The sequence below is a fragment of the Achromobacter xylosoxidans genome (assembly GCF_002192695.1).
GTDB lineage: Bacteria > Pseudomonadota > Gammaproteobacteria > Burkholderiales > Burkholderiaceae_B > Achromobacter > Achromobacter xylosoxidans_C.
Window position 1 is genome coordinate 304,407 of the sequence record NZ_MTLG01000052.1, and the last position, 18,214, is coordinate 322,620.

The 18,214-nt window shown below is 67.2% G+C and carries 14 protein-coding genes; 5 read left to right on the forward strand and 9 right to left on the reverse strand.

Annotated elements, in window-relative coordinates; genetic code table 11:
• Positions 1 to 3 precede the first annotated feature (3 nt).
• The 5 genes from BRO63_RS06430 to BRO63_RS06450 all read right to left on the reverse strand — a co-directional run bounded on the left by BRO63_RS06430 (position 4) and on the right by BRO63_RS06450 (position 5,527).
• Positions 4 to 1,569 (reverse strand): ABC transporter substrate-binding protein, encoded by a 1,566-nt coding sequence (locus BRO63_RS06430; RefSeq protein WP_088138937.1) that lies wholly within the window; start codon positions 1,567 to 1,569, stop codon positions 4 to 6.
• Between the two features lie 35 nt (positions 1,570 to 1,604).
• Entirely contained in the window at positions 1,605 to 2,741 is a 1,137-nt protein-coding gene (locus BRO63_RS06435) for a C45 family autoproteolytic acyltransferase/hydolase (RefSeq protein WP_088138964.1), read from the reverse strand.
• Between the two features lie 124 nt (positions 2,742 to 2,865).
• Entirely contained in the window at positions 2,866 to 3,633 is a 768-nt protein-coding gene (locus BRO63_RS06440; protein ID WP_088138938.1) for a polysaccharide deacetylase family protein, read from the reverse strand.
• A complete protein-coding gene (locus tag BRO63_RS06445; protein ID WP_088138939.1) occupies positions 3,630 to 4,514 on the reverse strand; it encodes a polysaccharide deacetylase family protein in 885 nt (294 codons plus the stop codon). The genes BRO63_RS06440 and BRO63_RS06445 overlap by 4 nt, the downstream gene beginning before the upstream one ends.
• Entirely contained in the window at positions 4,514 to 5,527 is a 1,014-nt protein-coding gene (locus BRO63_RS06450) for a Bug family tripartite tricarboxylate transporter substrate binding protein (protein ID WP_088138940.1), read from the reverse strand. Before BRO63_RS06450 ends, BRO63_RS06445 begins: the two co-directional genes overlap by 1 nt.
• 258 nt (positions 5,528 to 5,785) lie before the next feature.
• Between BRO63_RS06450 and BRO63_RS06455 the strand changes: the two genes are divergently transcribed.
• Positions 5,786 to 6,556, forward strand: a complete 771-nt coding sequence (locus BRO63_RS06455) for an IclR family transcriptional regulator (RefSeq protein WP_088138941.1) — start codon at positions 5,786 to 5,788, stop codon at positions 6,554 to 6,556.
• 54 nt (positions 6,557 to 6,610) lie between these two features.
• Here BRO63_RS06455 and BRO63_RS06460 read toward each other — a convergent pair whose 3' ends face one another.
• The 3 genes from BRO63_RS06460 to BRO63_RS06470 are packed head-to-tail and all read right to left on the reverse strand — an operon-like array spanning position 6,611 to position 12,320.
• Positions 6,611 to 8,056, reverse strand: coding sequence for an efflux transporter outer membrane subunit (locus BRO63_RS06460; protein WP_088138942.1), 1,446 nt, complete (start codon positions 8,054 to 8,056; stop codon positions 6,611 to 6,613).
• 2 nt (positions 8,057 to 8,058) lie between these two features.
• Positions 8,059 to 11,232 carry an efflux RND transporter permease subunit gene (locus BRO63_RS06465; protein ID WP_088138943.1) on the reverse strand — a complete coding sequence of 1,058 codons (3,174 nt, stop codon included), beginning with the start codon at positions 11,230 to 11,232 and terminating at the stop codon, positions 8,059 to 8,061.
• A complete protein-coding gene (locus tag BRO63_RS06470; RefSeq protein ID WP_088138944.1) occupies positions 11,229 to 12,320 on the reverse strand; it encodes an efflux RND transporter periplasmic adaptor subunit in 1,092 nt (363 codons plus the stop codon). The genes BRO63_RS06465 and BRO63_RS06470 overlap by 4 nt, the downstream gene beginning before the upstream one ends.
• A gap of 234 nt (positions 12,321 to 12,554) precedes the next feature.
• Here BRO63_RS06470 and BRO63_RS06475 point away from each other — a divergent pair, with 234 nt between their 5' ends.
• Positions 12,555 to 13,178, forward strand: coding sequence for a TetR/AcrR family transcriptional regulator (locus BRO63_RS06475; protein WP_088138945.1), 624 nt, complete (start codon positions 12,555 to 12,557; stop codon positions 13,176 to 13,178).
• 21 nt (positions 13,179 to 13,199) lie between these two features.
• On the opposite strand, the gene BRO63_RS06480 is transcribed toward BRO63_RS06475, so the two are convergent.
• The gene (locus tag BRO63_RS06480; protein WP_088138946.1) at positions 13,200 to 13,580 is read right to left on the reverse strand and encodes a VOC family protein; all 381 of its coding nucleotides are present in this window, start codon (positions 13,578 to 13,580) and stop codon (positions 13,200 to 13,202) included.
• Positions 13,581 to 13,727: 147 nt separating this feature from the next.
• Between BRO63_RS06480 and BRO63_RS06485 the strand changes: the two genes are divergently transcribed.
• The 3 genes from BRO63_RS06485 to BRO63_RS06495 form a co-directional block, all read left to right on the forward strand.
• Positions 13,728 to 15,698, forward strand: a complete 1,971-nt coding sequence (locus BRO63_RS06485) for a BCCT family transporter (RefSeq protein ID WP_088138947.1) — start codon at positions 13,728 to 13,730, stop codon at positions 15,696 to 15,698.
• A 177-nt stretch (positions 15,699 to 15,875) separates the two neighbouring features.
• Entirely contained in the window at positions 15,876 to 17,003 is a 1,128-nt protein-coding gene (locus BRO63_RS06490) for an efflux RND transporter periplasmic adaptor subunit (protein WP_088138948.1), read from the forward strand.
• Between the two features lie 16 nt (positions 17,004 to 17,019).
• Positions 17,020 to 18,214, forward strand: a 1,195-nt coding sequence (locus BRO63_RS06495) for an efflux RND transporter permease subunit (protein ID WP_179215045.1), incomplete at its 3' end; no start/stop codon positions are given.

The window sequence follows — 18,214 nt, forward strand, 5'->3', positions numbered from 1 at the left end:
ACATCAAGGCGCCGACACCCGCTCAACTTCCCATGCCCGCGGCTTCTTAACCGCCCAAGGCTGATACCCCCTGATATCCGCCCGATAAGCCCCAATATCCAACCCGTTATACAAAGGAATACTAGGCACATCCGCCAGGAACAGCCTATGCAGTTGATCAAACGAAGCCTGCCGCTTCGCATGATCCGTATCCGATGACGCCGCCTCGATCAGCTTCAGCGCCTGCGGATTGTCCCAGACCTTGCGCGGCTGCTTCGCCTTGTCCCCCGTCACCATCTCGTAGTTCAGCGCCGCATCCAGCCGCGCCGAATACGGGAACGTCATCATCTGGTAAGTGCCCGCGTTATAGCGGTCCAGCTGCGTCGCCCATTCCACCACCGACAACTGCGCCTTGATCCCCACCGCCTGCAGCATCGCCTGGATGATCACCGCCGAGTTGTACGACTGCGGATAGCGCTTGGTCGTCAGGATCGTCAGGTCCTGACCCTTGTAGCCCGCTTCGCCCAGCAGCTTCTGCGCCAGCGCCGGATCGTAGTTCCAGCCCTGCTTCTGCGCCGCGTCGTAGTAGGGCGACACCAGCGGCACGATCGAATTGTTCGGCTGCGCCAGGCCTTCCGTCACCGCCGCCGCCAGTTGCTGGTAATCGATCGCATGCGCCAGCGCCTGCCGCATCTTCGGATTTGCCAGCACTGGATCCTTGGTCTGCATCAGCAACGCCGTCATGCTCATCACCGGCGCATGCGCCACCTTGACGTTCGGCGTGCCTTGCAGCACCGGCACGTCGCTATTGGACACGTCCTCGATGATGTCGATGTTGCCGCGCTGCAGGGCCGCCTTGGCGGTGGAATCATCCGGCACGATCAGGAAGCGCACCTCGTCCACCAGCGGCCGCTTCGACCCCGTGTAGCCGTCGCGCTTGCCGTCCAGGTTCGAATAGCCCGGGAACTTGGTCAAGCGCACGTACTCGCCGCGCTTCCATTCCGCCAGTTCGAATGGTCCGGTGCCGATGGGCTTGTCCCAGGAACCGTCCGCGCGCACCGAATCCTTGGACAGGATGCCCGTGCCGCCGCAGTCGGCCCGCGCCAGCGTCGCCAGGAACAGGCTGCTGGGCTTTTCGATGTGATAGACCACCGTCTGCGCGTCCGGCGCTTCCACGCTCGTCACCTTGACCGCGCCGCGCCCGTCGAACTCGCTGGCGCAACGCCAGCCCGAATTGGCCGCGGTGTAGTGCTGCCAGGTCCACAGCACGTCGGCCGACGTCATCGGCTTGCCGTTGTGGAACTTGATGCCGTCGCGCAGCTTGAAGGTATAGGTCTTGCCGTCAGGGCTGATGTCCACCGACCTGGCCAGCAACGGCCGCACCTCGGCGTCCTCGCCGTAAGCCACCAGGCCCTCGACGATGTGCAGCACCACCGCATCGCTATTGCTGTCGCGGTTGACGCCGGGCTCGGTGGAGCGGATGTCGGCCGTGAGCGAAATGCGCAGCGGCGGGGCGGATTGGGCCCAGGCCGCGCCGGCCATGGAGCCCAGCGCCAGCGCAACCGCGGCGCTCAATAAATGGTTTTTCATCGATGCGTTTCCTGGGGTAGCGCAGCCGCGCCGCTTCACGCGGCAGCCAGCAGTTCGGGTTCGGCGGTCAGGCTGTAGCGGGTGAAACTGCGGTTCAGCGCCGGCAGCGGCGCGACTTCCATGAGCCCGGCCTCGGGTTCCATGATCACCATCGCCACCGTGGCCGACAGGTTGTCGTGGCTGCCGGGGCGCGGCGGACGGCACACGGAGTAGGGTGCGCCGAAGTCATCGAACAGCGCGCGCTTGAGGTCCTCACGCGTCAGCTTGGATTCCTCGTTCAGCAGGCGGCGCACGCGCCAGTCGCGGTAGGCGCTTTCCGGCGTGCTGGCGCGGCCTGTGTCGCGCAGCTTGGTCAATGCCACTTCGCTGACCCAGTGGTTGGCGTGGACAATGAGGTCGTCGCTGCCCGGGTAGATGGGGAAGGCTTCATCGGTGGTGCATTCGTAATCGACCCCGAAGCCCGCCGCCATGCCGATCATGATGTTGTTCGAGCAGGACTTGGGCGTGGTTGCCACGGCCTTGATGGCCAGCGCGAAGTGTTCCTGTTCCAGCACCTTGCGGCGGATCAGCGACAGCGGCACGCCCAACTGGCGGAAGTCGCGGTCGGATTCCAGGTAGTTGGCGGTGATCGAGACGCCGGCGCTGTTCAGGCCGCTGCGCGCCAGGCCGCCCGCTTCGACGAAGGTCAGCATGTCGGGGCCGTTGTCGTTGCGCACGCGCAGCACGATGGCGGTCTCGGCGCATTCCGCGCGCCAGTCCCAGTTCTGGCCATGGATCAGGCGGCCGTTGGCCGAGCGTGTCGGCAGGATCAGCGCGCCGGTGCAGCCGTCGCCCGGCTCCAGTTCGGCGGCCTTCTTCTTTTCGGCGCGGGCCTTGGCGATGACTTCGGTGCGCGCGTTCACCATCACGATGTCTTCGAAAGGCACGTCGGCGCCCGCGGCGATGCCGCGCATTTCTTCCAGGTAGTGCGGCGCGAAGTTCTCGATCTCGCGGGCGAAGCCATTGATCAGCTGGGTGCGCGCCATGGCGTCATAGCCCAGGTCGACCAGGGTCTGGCCGTACATCTTGGCGCTCTTGCGCACGCGCTCGGCAGCTTGCTGGCCATAGGAGCGGCCGCGGGCCTCGGGCGCGCCCGAAACCGATACGAAGGGGAATTGGGTGATCTGGGTCATGGACTTGGGCGGCGCGCCGCGCCGCAATCTGGGGGGAAATTGGATGGCGAAAAAATGTTAGCTTATTTTGGCGCCAATATTGCTCAGGGTTTACCAGTGCAAGAACGCCATGGGCGTCCTGCGTTCAGCGCGTATGGGGGGAGGCGGCGGCCAGGTCGGCGCAGGTCTTGAAGCTTGCGCCTGCGGCGCGGAAGCGCTCCAGCAGTTGCTCGACTTTCAGCAGCCTGGCCGCGCGGCCGACGCCGTTGTCGGCGCGCGGATGCAGGGTCAGGCACGCATAGCCATCGGCCGCGAGCAGCGCGTCGCCCTGTTCCACCCAGTGCGCGTAGGCGCGGTCTTGCGTCACGCGGCGGCTGAAATGGGTGGCGTCGCACAGGCCTTCGCTCCAGGGGAGCTCCACCATGCCGGGGCCGCCGTCCGCGTCCAGCGCGTAGGGCGCGTCGTCGTCGATGGCGCTGCTGTCGTAGCGATAGCCGAGCTGGTGCAGCAGCGACACGGTGTTGGCGGTAAACGCACTGGCATAGCGAAAGCCCTGCGGGGCGGAGCCGGTCAGTTCGGCCAGCCGGTCGCGGGCCCGTTCCAGCACCTCGCCCTCGCGCTCGCCCAGCGCGGGCAGGTCTTCATAGGCATTGCCCTGCGAGGCCGCCTCGTGGCCGTCACGCAGGCTCTGCTCCAGCAGGCCGCGGCAGCGTTCGGCTTCGAACACCGGCCAGAACAGGGTGGCGCGTATGCCCTGGCGGCGCAGCATGTCCAGCACGCGCGCCAGGCCGCCGCCATAGGTATAGCGGCCATGCGCGTCGCGCCCGTGCAGCGAGGCCTCGGGCTGGGTCGCGGCTTCGGGGCCGATGCCCTGCACATTGATGGTGACCAGTACGGTTTTGTCGGCGTTCATGCGCTTCTCCAGGCGTCGGGACGGGCCAGGCAATGCCGCGCCAGCGCTTCCAGCGTCATGACGTGCACATCGGGTTGAGCGGCCAGATAGGCCAGGAAGCGGTCCAGTGCTACGGCGCGGGCCGGCGTGCCCGAACCGCCGGCGGCCTTGGGGTGCACGGTCAGGTGCACATAGCCTTCGGCCTGGCGCAGCGCCTCGAATTCCTGCACCCAGTTGTCATAGGCTTCCGCCGCGAGGCTGTGGCCTGAAAAGTAGAACGGATAGTCGTCCAGCGAGACCGTGTTGTTGGGCAGCATGATGAAGTCCGCCGTATCCGCCGGCAGGTAGGGGCGGTCCTGGTCCTTTTCGCTGGCGTCGTAGCAGTAGCCCAGCCGCCGCAGCGCGGGCAGGGTGCGATGGCTCTTGCGGCCCGAGGGCGAGCACCAGCCCACCGGCGTCACGCCCAGCTCGCGCTGGATGATGCGGTGGGCTTTTTCCAGGAGCGCGGGCTCGTCATCGCCCAGGTCCCACGCTTCATGCAGATAGCCGTGGGCGGCGATCTCGTGGCCCGCGTCCAGGATGTTGTGGAAGGTCGCCGGATAGTGCTCGACGTCATGGCCGCAGGCAAAGAACGTGGCCGGCATACCGTGGCGCGCCAGGATCTCCAGGTGCCGCGGCACGCCGCGGCGGATGGCATAGCGGCCCGCGGTATGGGGACCGGCCGGGAACTGCTTGCGGCCGACCTCGACGGCGGGGCCGTCGACATGGACGGTGACGCAGACCACCGCGCGCACGGGCGCGGCGCCCGCGGCGCGCAGGCCCTGGGCGCGCAGTTCGCGGTCCAGCGGCAGCCAGGGATTGGAATGGGCGTCCAAGGGGACGCCATAGGGTATGCGTTGCATCAGGTGGCCTTGATGTTGGCGGTCTTGATCAGCGTGCGCCACTTCTCGCTTTCGACGGCGACGAAACGGCTCAGCTCCTGCGGGGTGCTGCCGTGCAGCTCCAATCCGTTTTGCGTCAGTTGATTCATGGCGGGCTGCTTGAGCGCGCTTTGCACCGCGCCGTTGAGCGTCTGGATGATGGCGGCGGACGTGCCTGCGGGCGCGAACACGCCGTTCCAGCCTATGGCCTGATAGCCGGGAAAGCCTGATTCCGCCACGGTCGGCACGTCGGGCAGCGCCTGTGCGCGCTGCGCCGAGGTCACGGCCAGCGGGCGCGATTTGCCGCCGCGGATGAACTGCTGCTGGTTGATCACCACGTCCATCAGGATGGGGAACTGCCCGCCCAGGAAGTCGTTGACCGCGGCTGCCGCGCCCTTGTATGGCACGCCGGGCAGGTCCAGGCCGGCCGTGGCCTTGAGCAGTTCCATGGCCAGGTGGGCAGAGCTGCCGTTCTGCGTGATGCCATAGAAATACTTGCCCGGATTGGCCTTGATGACGGCGACCAGCTCCTGCAGGGTGCGCGCCGGAAACGACGGATGCACCACCAGCACGTTGTTGTAGTAGCAGACCATGGACACCGGTTCGAAGTCCTTGACCGGGTCGTAGCCGATGTTCTCGTACAGGCTCTGGTTCACCGTGTGCGTGCCGGTGGAGCCCAGCGCGATGGTGTAGCCGTCCGGCGCCGAACGCGCGGCCTGCTGGGTGCCGATGTTGCCGGCGGCGCCGCCCTTGTTGATGACGACCACGCTTTGCTTGAGCGCTTCGCCTATGCCCTGGGCCAGCGGACGCGCCACCAGGTCGGTGCCGCCGCCGGCCGGGAAGGGCACGATGAACTGGATGGCGCGTTCAGCCGGATAGCCGGCCGCCCAGGCGCGGCCGGGCCGCGCCAGCGCCGCGCTGGCCAAGGTGGCGGCCGAAGCCCCCAGGAAATGCCGGCGGCTGATGCCGCCCTTGGTGCCGCAAGACTGCTTCATGGATGTTCCCCTTGTGTTTCCCGCAACGGCAGGGGCATATGTGTCGCCTTTCTGCGTATTGCTTGAATATCATTATTCGATAAAAAATAATTCAATCCAATTAGTTTTTATCTATAAATGATAAAAAATAGAAAAACGATAGCCAGGATCTTGTCTCGCGCGAGGTATCGATAGACATCCTCAATGAAGCAGGCGCGGGCCGCGTACCCCTGTGCTACGCTGCGCCCGATCCCGCGTTGTTCCCTGCCCACGACCGCCATGTCCACCCTGAAGCGAGCCCTAGCGATACTTGACCTCTTCAGCCTCGAAACCCCGGTGCTGTCGGCGGAGGAAATCATCTCGCGCCTGTCCTATTCGGCGCCCACGGGCTACCGCTACATCCGCGACCTGACGGACCTGGGCTACCTGCTGCGGGTGACGGGTGAGGGCTACAAGCTAGGGCCGCGCATCATCGAACTGGACCACCTCATCATCGATGGCGATCCGGTGCTGGGCGTGGCGCGGCCCATCATGCGCGAAGTGGTGGACCAGGTGGGCGGCGACGTGCTGCTTAGCGTGATCCATGGCCTGCGCATCCTGAACATCCATCACGAGCGCGGACCGGATGATCTGGGCATTCCGCACGGCCGCGGCCGCGCCCATCCGCTGTTCCGCGGCGCCACGGCCAAGACCATCGTGGCCTTCCTGCCGCGCAAGGACCAGCGCCGCCTGTACGAGGCCCATGCGGACGAGATCCGGGATCTGGGCCTGGGGGCGACGCAGGCCGAATTCACCGGCAAGCTGGACCGGATCCGGGTGCAGGGTTTTTATCTGGGAGTGGGCGAGATCTCACCGGAACGGGCGGGCATCGCGGTGCCGGTGTTCCAGGAGGACCGCCGCGTGTTCGGCGCGCTGACCGTCACCTTTCTTGCGGCCCGGCTCAACACCATCGCGCAGGACAAGACCACGGCCTTGCTGCAGTCGGCCGCCCGCCGCATCGAATCGCTGGCGCTGGCCACGCGCATGAAGGAACAAGCCCCCGCGCCGTGAGCGCGAGGGCTTGCGTGCAGGTCCGCCGCGGCCATGGCCGCATGCCGGATGCGCCTACTGCTGCGCGGCGCGCGTCGGCGACCCCATGGCCTGGAACAGCGCCGCCGTTTCGGTCAGGCGCGCATTGGCGTACTCGATTTCGCGCAGGCGGGCCGCCACGTAATGCTGTTCCGCGGCGTACTCGGTGTAAGGCGCCAGCGCGCCCAGCCGCACGCGGCTGGCGGTGTTGCGGTAGGACTGCTCCGCCGAGCGGCGCGAGGCTTCGGCCGAGGCCAGCGCCTGCCCGTCGGCATCCAGCCGCGACAAGGTGTCGGCGACGTCGCGGAAGGCCGTCAGCACGGTTTGCTTGTATTGCAGCAGCGCGGCCTCATAGCGTTCCTTGGCGGCGCTGCGCTCGGCCAGCAGCGCGCCGCCATGGAAGATGGGTTGCGTGAGCGAAGCGCCGATGGCCCAGATGGCGCCGGCGCCCGACATCGCGGCGGGCCAGTTGAAGCCGCTCTTGCCCATGGACGCGGACAAGGACAGGCTCGGGAACAGCTGCGCGGTGGCCACGCCCACGTCGGCGGCGGCGGCCTGCACCACCGCATCGGCGAACAGGATGTCCGGACGCGCGGCCAGCAGCTCGGACGGCACCACCACTGGCACCTGTTGCGGCACGGCCAACATGCTGAAAGCCAGGTCGGGCGGGGCCTGGTCGGGGTTGCGGCCCAACAGCACCGCCAGCGCATGGCGCGTGGCATGCCAGCGTGCGCGCAGGCCGGGCAGCGACGCTTCCAGCGTGGCGGCGTCCTGGTCCGCGTCCAGCGCGTCGTTCTGCGAGGCCGAGCCCAGTTCGTAGCGGCGCTGCGTGTCGCGCGCCACCTGCCGCGCCAGCACCACTTGCTTCTCCGTCAACGCCACGCGTTCGGCCAGCGCGGCGGCGGTGATGGCGCCGGTGACGATATTGCTGGCGAGCGAACGGCGGGCGGATTCCAGCTGGAAGGCCTGCTGCTCGACTTGCGCCGCCAGAGAGGCGTTGGCAAAGCGAGCCGCGCCGAACAGGTCCAGGTCGTACTTGGCGTGGACCTGGCCGGTGAAGACGTTGTATTGCGCGGTCGGTTCGGGCAGGTTGGGCATGGTCAGCGCGCGCCGGCGGGAGACGTCGGCGCCCGCGTCCACCGAGGGCAGCAAGGACGAATTCACCTGGCCGCGCAGCTGCTCGCGCGCGCCGGCCAGGTTGCGTTCAGCCGCGGCGAGGTCCGGGCTGTGCGCCAGGCCCTCGGCCACCAGCGCGTTCAGCGCCTTTGATTCATAGCGCTTCCACCATTCGGGCACGGGCCGCGCGCCTTGCTCGAAGCGTTGCGCCACGCCCTGGGCGGCGGCGCTGGCGGCGGGCGTGGCTTCGACGCCGTACTGTGGAGGTTGCGTGACAGCGGGCGGCTGGCTGCTCGGCGCGAAGGCGCAGGCGCCCAGCGCCAGCGTCAAGGGCAGGGCGGCCAGGCGCAAGGAAAATCGGTTCATCGTCATGCTCCCCGCTCCACCGTGTCGCTGGCGTTGGCGCCCGGCGGCACGCCTTCGGGCTCGTCGCGCTCGTCATGGCGCACGCGGAACCACGCCGCGTACAAGGCCGGCAGGAAGAACAGCGTCAGCACGGTGGCGATGGTGATGCCGCCCATCAGGGCGGTGGCCATGGGGCCGAAGAAGTTGCTGCGCAACAGCGGGATCAGCGCCAGCACCGCGGCCGCGGCCGTCAACGTGATCGGCCGGAAACGCCGCACCGTGGCGCCGACGATGGCGTCCACGCGCTTGTGGCCGGCGCCGATGTCCTGTTCGATCTGGTCCACCAGGATGACCGAGTTGCGCATGATGATGCCGAACATGGCGATCACGCCCAGCATGGCGACGAAGCCGAAGGGCTTGCCGAACAGCAGCAGCGCCGCGACCACGCCTATCAGTCCCAGCGGCGCGGTCAGCACCACCATCAGCACGCGGGCGAAGCTTTGCAGCTGCAGCATCAGCAGGGTCAGCACGGCCACCGCCATCAGCGGCATCTGGGCATTGATGGAGGACTGGCCCTTGGCGCTTTCCTCCACCGGGCCGCCCACCTCGACGCGGTAGCCGACAGGCAGTCCGGCGCGCAGGGTGTTGAGCTTGGCGTCGATGGCGCGGGTGACGTCTATGCCTTGCGCGCCGGCCGCGACGTCGGCCTGTACCGTGATGGTGGGCTGGCGGTCGCGTTCCCAGATCACGCCGTACTCCAGGTCGTAACGCACATGGCCCAGGCTGCCCAGCGGCACCGCGCCGTTGGGCGTAGGCATGGCCAGGGTGGCCAGGCGCGCGGGATCGATCCGTTCCGCTTGCGGCGCGCGCAGGCTCACGGTGATCAGCTTGTCGCGTTCGCGGTACTGCGTGACCGCGTAGCCGGAAAGGGTCATGGCCAGGAAGTCCGAGATGTCGCTGGAACTGACGCCCAGCTCGCGCGCCTTCTGCTGGTCGATCTCGAAGCGCACCGAACGTTCGGATGGCTCGTCCCAGTCGAACTGCACATTGGTCGAGCGCGCATCGGCGCGGACCTCGGCGGCCACCTGTTCGGCCACCGCGCGTACCTCGGCGATCTTGTCGCCGCTGACGCGGAACTGCACCTGGAAGCCGACGGGCGGGCCGTTCTCCAGGCGTGACAGGCGGCTGCGGATGGCCGGGAACTGCTCGCGCAGCACCGGCTGCAGCCATTGGGCGAGCTTCTCGCGGTCCTCGACGGAATGCGTGGTGATGACCAGCTGCGCGAAGTTCGGGGTGGCGAGCTGCTGGTCCAGCGGCAGGTAGAAGCGCGGCGCGCCGGTGCCGACGAAGCTGACCGAGTGGTCGATTTCGGGGCGGCCTTCCAGCGCCTTTTCCAGCCGTTCGACCTGGCGCAGCGTTGCCGCGAACGACGCGCCTTCCTGCAGGCGCACGTCCACCAGCAGTTCGCTGCGGTCGGAACTCGGGAAGAACTGTTGCGGCACGAAGCGGAAGCAGGCCATGGACACGACGAAGATCAGCGCCGTGGCGCCCAGCACCAGGTAGCGGCGGTCCACGCACCAACCCACCCAGCCGCGCAGGCGCTGGTAGAAGCGCGTGTCGTAGATGTCGTGTTCGTGGTCGTCGGGCAGATGGGCTTCGCGCTTGCGTTCCGGCAGCATGCGGTAGCCCAGCAGCGGAATCAGCACCACGGCGGCGAACCAGGACGTGATCAGCGCGATGGCCGACACCTGGAAGATGGAGCGCGTGTACTCGCCCGTGCTGGACTTGGCCAGCGCGATCGGCAGAAAGCCCGCCACCGTGACCAGGGTGCCGGTCAGCATGGGAAAGGCGGTGCTGGTGTAGGCGAATGCCGCCGCGCGCGCGCGGCTCCAGCCCTGCTCCAGCTTCACGGCCATCATTTCGACCGCGATGATGGCATCGTCCACCAGCAGGCCCAGCGCCAGCACCAGCGTGCCCAGCGAGACCTTGTGCAGGCCGATGCCGAACATGTCCATGAACAGCGCCGTGACCGCCAGCACCACCGGGATCGAGATGACCACCACCATGCCGGTGCGCAGGCCCAGCGACACCAGGCTCACCGCCAGCACGATGGCCACGGCTTCGGCCACGGAGCGCAGGAAGTCGTCGACCGAATGCGACACCGCGCGGGGCATGCTGGAGACTTCCTTCAACGTCAGCCCGGCAGGCAACTGGGCCTGGAGTTCTTCGAACTTGGCGCTCAAAGCGCGGCCCAGATGCACCACGTCGCGCCCCGGCTGCATGGTGATCCCTATGCCCAGCACGGATTCGCCGCCCAGCCGCATCTGTTCGACGGCCGGGTCTTGGTAGCCGCGGCGGATGGTGGCGATATCGCCCAGCCGGATCGATTTGCCGTTGACCCGGATCAGCGTGTCGGCCAGGGCCCGGCTGCTGGCGTACTGGCCGGTGGGCCGCACGAAGATGCGGTCGTCGGCGGTGGTCAAGGTGCCGGCGCCGGTCACGGCGTTCTGGCTGTTGATGGCCTGGGCGATTTGCTGCGGCGACACGCCTAGCCGCGTCAGCTGGGTGTTGGAGATTTCGACGTAGATGTGCTCGGGCTGGTCGCCGAAGTAGTCCACCTTGGCCACGCCCGGCACGCGCAGCAGCACGGTGCGCAGGCGGTCGGCGTAGTCGTGCAGCTGGGCCGGCGAAAAGCCGTCGCCCTGCAGCGTGTAGATGTTGGTGTAGACGTCGCCGAACTCATCGTTGAAGAAGGGGCCTTGCACGCCCGGGGGCAGCGTGGCCGAGATGTCGCCGACCTTCTTGCGCACCTGGTACCACTGTTCGGCGACTGTGCTGGCGGGCGCGGAGTCCTTCATGGTGTAGAAGATCAGCGACTCGCCCGGCCGCGAATAGCTGCGCATGAAGTCCGTGTTGGGGGCTTCCTGCAGTTTCTTGGCGATGCGGTCGGTGACCTGTTCCTGCATCTGTTGCGCGGTGGCGCCGGGCCACAGCGTCTTGATGACCATGACGCGGAAGGTGAAGGGCGGATCTTCCGATTGCGCCAGCTTCGAATACGAGAGCACGCCGAACAGCGTGATCAGCGTGATGATGAAGATGACCAGGGGCTGGTGCCGCAGCGCCCAGGCCGACAGGTTGAAGCGGCCCTCCTCGTGGCGATGCGCCTGGTTCGCAGCGTCCTGCTGCGGGCCGCTCATGAGGCGAAATCCTCGGGATGCAGCGGCGGCACGGCGCGGACCTTTTCGCCGGCGGCCACCGCGTGCACGCCTTGCCAGACCACGCGTTCGCCGGCCTGCAAGCCCTTGGACAGGGTCACGGTGCGGGCGTCGTAGCGCAGCACTTCGACGCGGCGCAGCTCCAGCGTGTCGGCGTCCGCCTTGACGATCCACACCGCGGGCGCGGGGCCGTCATGGAACAGCGCCGTGGCCGGCACGGTGTAGGTCGTCAGGCTTTCGCCGGAGCGGTTGTCGAAGCTGATGTTGGCCGTCATGCCCAGGCGCACCTCCGGGGGCGGGGATTCCAGCGTGAGCTTGACGCGATAGGTGCGGCTCTGCGGATCCGCGGCCGGCGCGATCTCGCGCAGCACGGCGGAAAACGTCTGGCCGGGCAGGGGGCCGAGCGTGACGCTGGCGCGCTGGCCGATGGCCAATCCCGCCAGCACGCTTTCCGGCACGTCGCAGATGGCGTCGATGTCGCCGGACCAGGCCAGGCTGTAGACCGGATCGCCCGAGCCGACGTTCTGCCCGGTGTCGGCCTGCTCCGCGGTGATGACGCCGGCGTGGTCGGCCTGCAGCGTGGTGTATTTGAGCTGGTCGGCTGCCAGCGCCGCCTGCTGCTGCGCCTGGTCGCGTTGCGCCAATGCCGCGGCGTAGGCGTTGCGGGTCTGTTCCAGCTGGGTCGCGGCGATCAGGTTTTCGCGGGCCTGGGCGCGGTCGCGGTCCAGCTGCTGGCGCGCATAGTCCAGCTGGTGCTGGGCCGCCGACAACTGCGCGCGGGCGCTGGCCGCGTTCTTGGCGGCGTCGGCCGGATCCAGTTTTGCGACGATCTGCCCGGGGGCGACGGTATCTCCCAGGCGGACCAGACGCTCGATGATCTTGCCGCCCACGCGGAACGACAGCGGCGTGCTGTAGCGCGCCTGCACTTCGCCCGGTAGGGTCCAGGCGGGCAGGCGCTCATCGGCCTGGGCGGGCATGGCGACCACTGGACGCGGCGCGGGCGGGGGCGCCTCGTTGCGGCCGCAGGCGGCGAGCAGCAAGGCGAGGGCAGCAGCGGCCGGCAGCGACAACAGTCGCGGCCCGTGGCGGAAGCGGGAGGAAGGTGCAAGCGGCGCCGCGGGGGCGGCCGCGGCGGCGCGCGCAGCAAAGCGCGCGGCAGGGCCAGGGCAAGTCACGTAACACCTCGCGGCGCGGAGATTTGGGAATAAGGGCCGGTCCGACCCGATACGGCCTGGATTCTAATACAGGTATGAATTCAGATTCAATAATGAATCTGAAATGAGCCCCAGTGCTAAACTCCCGCCATGTCAAAAATCCGCCTTACGCGAGAGCAAAGCCGTGACCAGACGCGCCAGCGTCTGCTCGATGCTGCGCAATCGATTTTTCTTGCCAAGGGATTCGTGGCTGCCAGCGTGGAGGACATCGCCGAGCAGGCGGGCTACACGCGCGGGGCCTTCTATTCCAACTTCACCAGCAAGTCTGAACTGTTCCTGCAATTGCTCAGGCGCGACCACGAAAGCGTGATGAGCGACATGCGCGCCATCTTCGAGGACGGCGAGTCGCGCTCGCAGATGGAAGCCCGCGTGCTGGAGTACTACTCCACGCATTACCGCGAGAACGACTGTTTCCTGCTGTGGATGGAAGGCAAGTTGCAGGCCGCCCGCGATCCGGATTTTCGGGCTGGCTTCGTGGCCTGCATGCGGGAGTTGCGCGAAGCCACCACGGAATACATCCGCCAGTTTTCCGCGCGGGTAGGCACGCCGCTGCGCATGCCGCCGGAGCAGATGGCGCTGGGCCTGCTGGCCTTGTCGGACGGCATGCAGTTCAGTTATGCCTTCGACCCGCAGGCCGTCACGCCGGAAATGACCGAAGCCGTGCTGGCCGGCTTCTTCCGCAGCGTGGTCTTTGGCGAATCCGGCCCGCAGTAGCGCGGCCGGACGGCGGCGGGCTCAGGCCAGCAGTTCCGAGATTTCGATGAGATTCAGGTCCGGGTCGCGCAGGTAGACCGAGCGAATCTTGCCCGTGGCGCCGGTGCGCGGCACCGGGCCTTCGATGATGCGGGCGCCTTCCCGGTTCAGGTGCGCGATCACTGCTTCCAGCGGGCGGTCGGCAATGAAGCACAGGTCCAGCGCGCCCGGCACGGGCAGGTGGGCCTTGGGTTCGAATTCATGGCCGCGCACGTGCAGATTGATCTTCTGGTTGCCGAAGCGCAGCGCCTGGCGGCCCTCGCCAAAGGTCTCCAGGCGCATGCCTAGGATTCGGGTGTAGAAGTCCACCGTGGCGTCGGGGTCGGTGCAGGTCAGGACCAGATGGTCCAGGTGATCGATCATGGGATATCTCTCCTGAGGCCGGCCCGGCTTGAGGTTTCAGATTGTCAGACGGCCTTGCGCCGTGATAGTAATACTTGCGGCGCGCGGCCGGACTGAGGGGGGACGCGTGCTGGGAATTTTCAACCCTTGGGCGAAAGGAGCGGCAGCATGACTTCAGAAACCCGACCATCCACCATCAATCGCCCCGTGTTTTACCCAGCGGCCGTGTTCACGCTGCTGCTGGTCGGATTCGCGATCCTGGCGCCCAAGGTCGCGCAAAGCCTGTTCGAATCCGTGCAGGGCTGGATACTGGGCAACGCCAGCTGGTTCTACATCCTGGTCGTGGCCATCATCCTGATCGCGGTGGTGTTCCTGGCGGTCAGCCGGTATGGCGACATCAAGCTGGGACCCGACCACAGCGAACCCGACTACCGCAACTTCACCTGGTTCGCGATGCTGTTTTCGGCGGGCATGGGGATCGGCCTGATGTTCTTCGGCGTGGCCGAGCCCGTGATGCACTTCATTGCGCCGCCGGTGGGCGAAGGGGGCACCGCCCTCGCGGCGCGCGAATCCATGAAGATCACTTTCTTCCACTGGGGCCTGCACGCCTGGGCCATCTATGCGGTGGTGGCGTTGATCCTGGCCTTTTTCAGCTACCGGCACGGGCTGCCGCTGACCTTGCGTTCGGCGTTGTATCCGCTGATCGGCAATCGCATCCATGGCCCCATCGGGCATGCCGTCGACATCTTCGCCATCATCGGCACGGTGCTGGGCGTGGCCACTTCGCTGGGCCTGGGCGTGGCGCAGATCAACAGCGGGCTGAACCACCTGTTCGGCATTCCCGTGGGCGTGACCACGCAGATCATCCTGGTCATCGTCACCTGCGGCCTGGCGACCCTGTCGGTGGCCAGCGGCCTGGACAAGGGCATCCGCATCCTGTCCGAGACCAATCTGGTGCTGGCGGCGGTGCTGCTCCTGTTCGTGCTGGTGGTCGGCCCCACGGTGTTCCTGTTCCAGACCTTCGTGCAGAACACCGGCGCCTACCTGTCGGACATCGTCAACAAGACCTTCAATCTCTACGCCTACGAACCCACCGACTGGATCGGCGGCTGGACGCTGTTCTATTGGGGCTGGTGGATCGCCTGGTCGCCCTTCGTCGGCCTGTTCATCGCGCGCATCTCGCGCGGCCGCACCATCCGCGAATTCGTCACCGGGGTGCTGCTGGTGCCGGCCGGCTTCACGCTGTTCTGGATGACGGTGTTCGGCGATACCGCCATCCACATGATCCTGGTCGACAAGGTGCAGGGCCTGGCGGAAGTGGTGCAGGCGGATTCCTCGCTGGCATTGTTTGCGTTCCTTGAACAACTGCCCTGGAGCGGCGTGCTGTCCGTCGTCGCGATTGCGATGGTGGCTGTGTTCTTCGTCACCTCGGCCGACTCGGGCGCGCTGGTGGTGGACCTGCTGGCTTCGGGCGGTTCGGACCGCACGCCCGTGTGGCAGCGCATCTTCTGGTCGGTGCTGATGGGCGCGGTGGCCATCGCGCTGCTGCTGGCCGATGGCTTGACCGCGTTGCAGACCGCCACCATCGCCAGCGCCTTGCCGTTCTCCATCATCCTGCTGCTGTCCCTGTGGGGCCTCTTCAAGGCGCTGAAGCTGGACGCGACCAAGCGCGGCATCCGCTACCAGTCGCTGACGCTGTCGCGCCCGGCGCGGGGCGGGCAGTCATGGGAGCGGCGCCTGCGCAACATGGTCATGATGCCGCGCCGCGCCCATGTGCAGCGCTTCATCGGCGACGTGGCGCGCCCTGCGCTGGAAGACGTGGCGGACGAGCTGCGCAAGCAGGGCTATCAAGTGGAGGTGCGCGAACACGGCAACGACGGCGGCGTGATCATGGAAGTCTCCCATGGCGAGCACCTGGACTTCTCCTATGCCGTGCAGCCCGAAGCCTTCGTGCGTCCTAGCCTCACGCCGGAGGAAGCGGCCGACGAGGAAGAGCGCAAGTACTTCCGCGCCGAGGTCCATCTGCGCGAAGGCGGGCAGGACTACGACATCATGGGCTGGAGCCGCGACGCCGTCATCGGCGACATCCTGGACCAGTACGAACGCCATCGCCACTACCTGCACATGGTGCGGACCTAGCCGCGCCGCGCTTCCCGAGACCGCCAGCCTGCTGGCGGTTTTTTTATGCCCACACGCCTTGCAGGGGCTTGCGGGCCATAGTCCGCCGCTATGCCAGGGATTGGATTAACCCTTTTGACGAAATGCCCGATATCGTGGATTATCCAAGAACATTCTTTGATAAATAGCGAGTCAATCATGAAGGCGAAATCAGGAGCGTGGGCCGCCGGGGTCGTGGCGCTGGCGCTGGCGGGCGGCGGGCTGTACTGGAAGTACGGCGGCGCGCAACAAAAGGGCGGCTGGGCCATGGCGCCGGCCAAGGTCGCGGTGGCCGCCGCGCGGCAGGCGGACTTCCCCGTCACGCTGAGCGGCATCGGCTCGCTGGAGGCCGCGCGCCAGGTGCAGGTCGCGGCCGAAGTGGACGGCCGGGTCGACCGTATCCTGTTCGCCTCGGGCGCGCAGGTCCAGGCCGGCCAGTTGCTGGTGCAGTTGAACGACGCGCCCGAGCAGGGCGAGCTGGCCCGCCTGCAGGCCCAGGCGCGCAATGCGCGCGCCTTGCTGGAGCGCACCCGCCGCCTGTTGCCGCAACAGGCCGCCACGCGTGAACAACTGGACCAGGCGCAGGCCGACTATGACCAGGCCGCCGGCGACATCAGGCGGGTGCAGGCGCTGATCGAGCAAAAGCGCGTCAAGGCGCCGTTCGACGGCGTGCTGGGCGTGCGCCGGGTGAACCTGGGGCAATTCGCCCGCGCGGGCGATGCGCTGGTGTCGCTGACCGATGCCTCTGCCATGTACGCCAACATCACCTTGCCTGAGCAGGCCATGGGCGCGTTGCGCGCGGGCCAGCCGGTGGCGGTGACCGTGGATGCCCATGCGGGACGCGTCTTTGAAGGGCAGATCACCACCGTGGAACCGCAAGTGGACGCGGGATCGCGCACCGTGCGCGTGCAGGCGACCCTGCCCAACGCCGACGGCGCGCTCGCGGCCGGCATGTATGCCCAGGGCCAGATCGGCCTGCCGGCGCGTCCCGGCGTGATCACGGTGCCGGAAACCGCGGTCAGCTACAGCGCCTATGGCGATTCGGTCTACGTGCTGAACCCGCCCAAGGCGGGCGAGGCGTCCGCCGGTATGACGGTGCGCCAGGCCTACGTGAAGACGGCCGAGCGCGTGCGCGGCCGTGTGGTCGTGACCGAAGGCTTGCAGGCGGGCGAGCAGGTCGTGACCTCGGGCCAGCTGCGTCTACACAACGGGGCGGCGGTCGAGGTCGGCGCCGAGGACACCGTGGCGCTGGACGCCGCGCAGCAGACCGTGGCGCAAGTCCGGTGAGGGCGCGGAGCAGAACATGAAATTCACCGATCTTTTCGTGCGCCGGCCTGTGCTGGCGCTGGTGGTCAGCACGCTGATCCTGCTGCTGGGCATCAAGGCCCTGAGCGGCCTGCCGGTGCGGCAGTATCCGCTGACCGAAAGCACCACCATCACCATTACCACCCAGTATCCGGGCGCTTCGCCCGACCTGATGCAGGGCTTCGTCACCCAGCCCATCGCCCAGTCCGTGGCCACGGTGGAAGGCATCGACTACCTGTCGTCTTCCTCCACGCAGGGCCGCAGCGTGATCACGGTGCGGATGAAGCTGAACGCCGATTCCAACAAGGCCATGACCGAGGTGATGGCCAAGGTCAACGAGGTCAAGTACCGCCTGCCGCAGGACGTCTACGATCCCGTGCTGGTCAAGTCCGCCGGCGAGGCGACCGCCGTGGCCTATGTGGGCTTTTCCAGCAGCACCTTGTCGCTGGCGTCCCTGACCGACTATCTGTCGCGCGTGGTGCAGCCGCAGCTCTCGTCCATCGACGGCGTGGCCAGCGTGGAACTGTACGGCGGACAGAAGCTCGCCATGCGGGTATGGCTGGACCCGAACCGGATGGCGGCGCGCGGCATTTCCGCCGGCGAATTGGCCGACGCGCTGCGCGACAACAACGTGCAGGCGGCGCCGGGGCAGGCCAAGGGCCTGTACGTGGTGTCCAACATCCAGGTCAACACGGACCTGGTCAACGTCGCGGAATTCCGCGACATGGTGGTCAAGCGCGAGGGCGACGCGATCGTGCGCCTGGGCGACGTGGCCACGGTGGAACTGGGCGCCGCATCCACCGATTCCAGCGGCCTGATGGACGGCGAGCCGGCTGTGTACTTCGGCCTTAACGCCACGCCGGTGGGCAATCCGCTGGTGATCGTCAAGCGCTTGAACGAGCTGCTGCCCAACATCAAGCAGAACCTGCCGCCCGGCACCAGCGTGCAAGTGCCGTTCGAGCTGGCCCGCTTCATCAGCGCTTCCATCGACGGCGTGGTGCATACGCTGATCGAGGCCGTCGCCATCGTGGTGGTGGTGATCTTCCTGTGCCTCGGTTCCTTGCGCGCCGTGCTGATTCCGGTGCTGACCATTCCGCTGTCCATGCTGGGCGGCGCTGCCATCATGGCGCTGTTCGGCTTCAGCGTGAACCTGCTGACCTTGCTGGCCATGGTGCTGGCCATCGGCCTGGTGG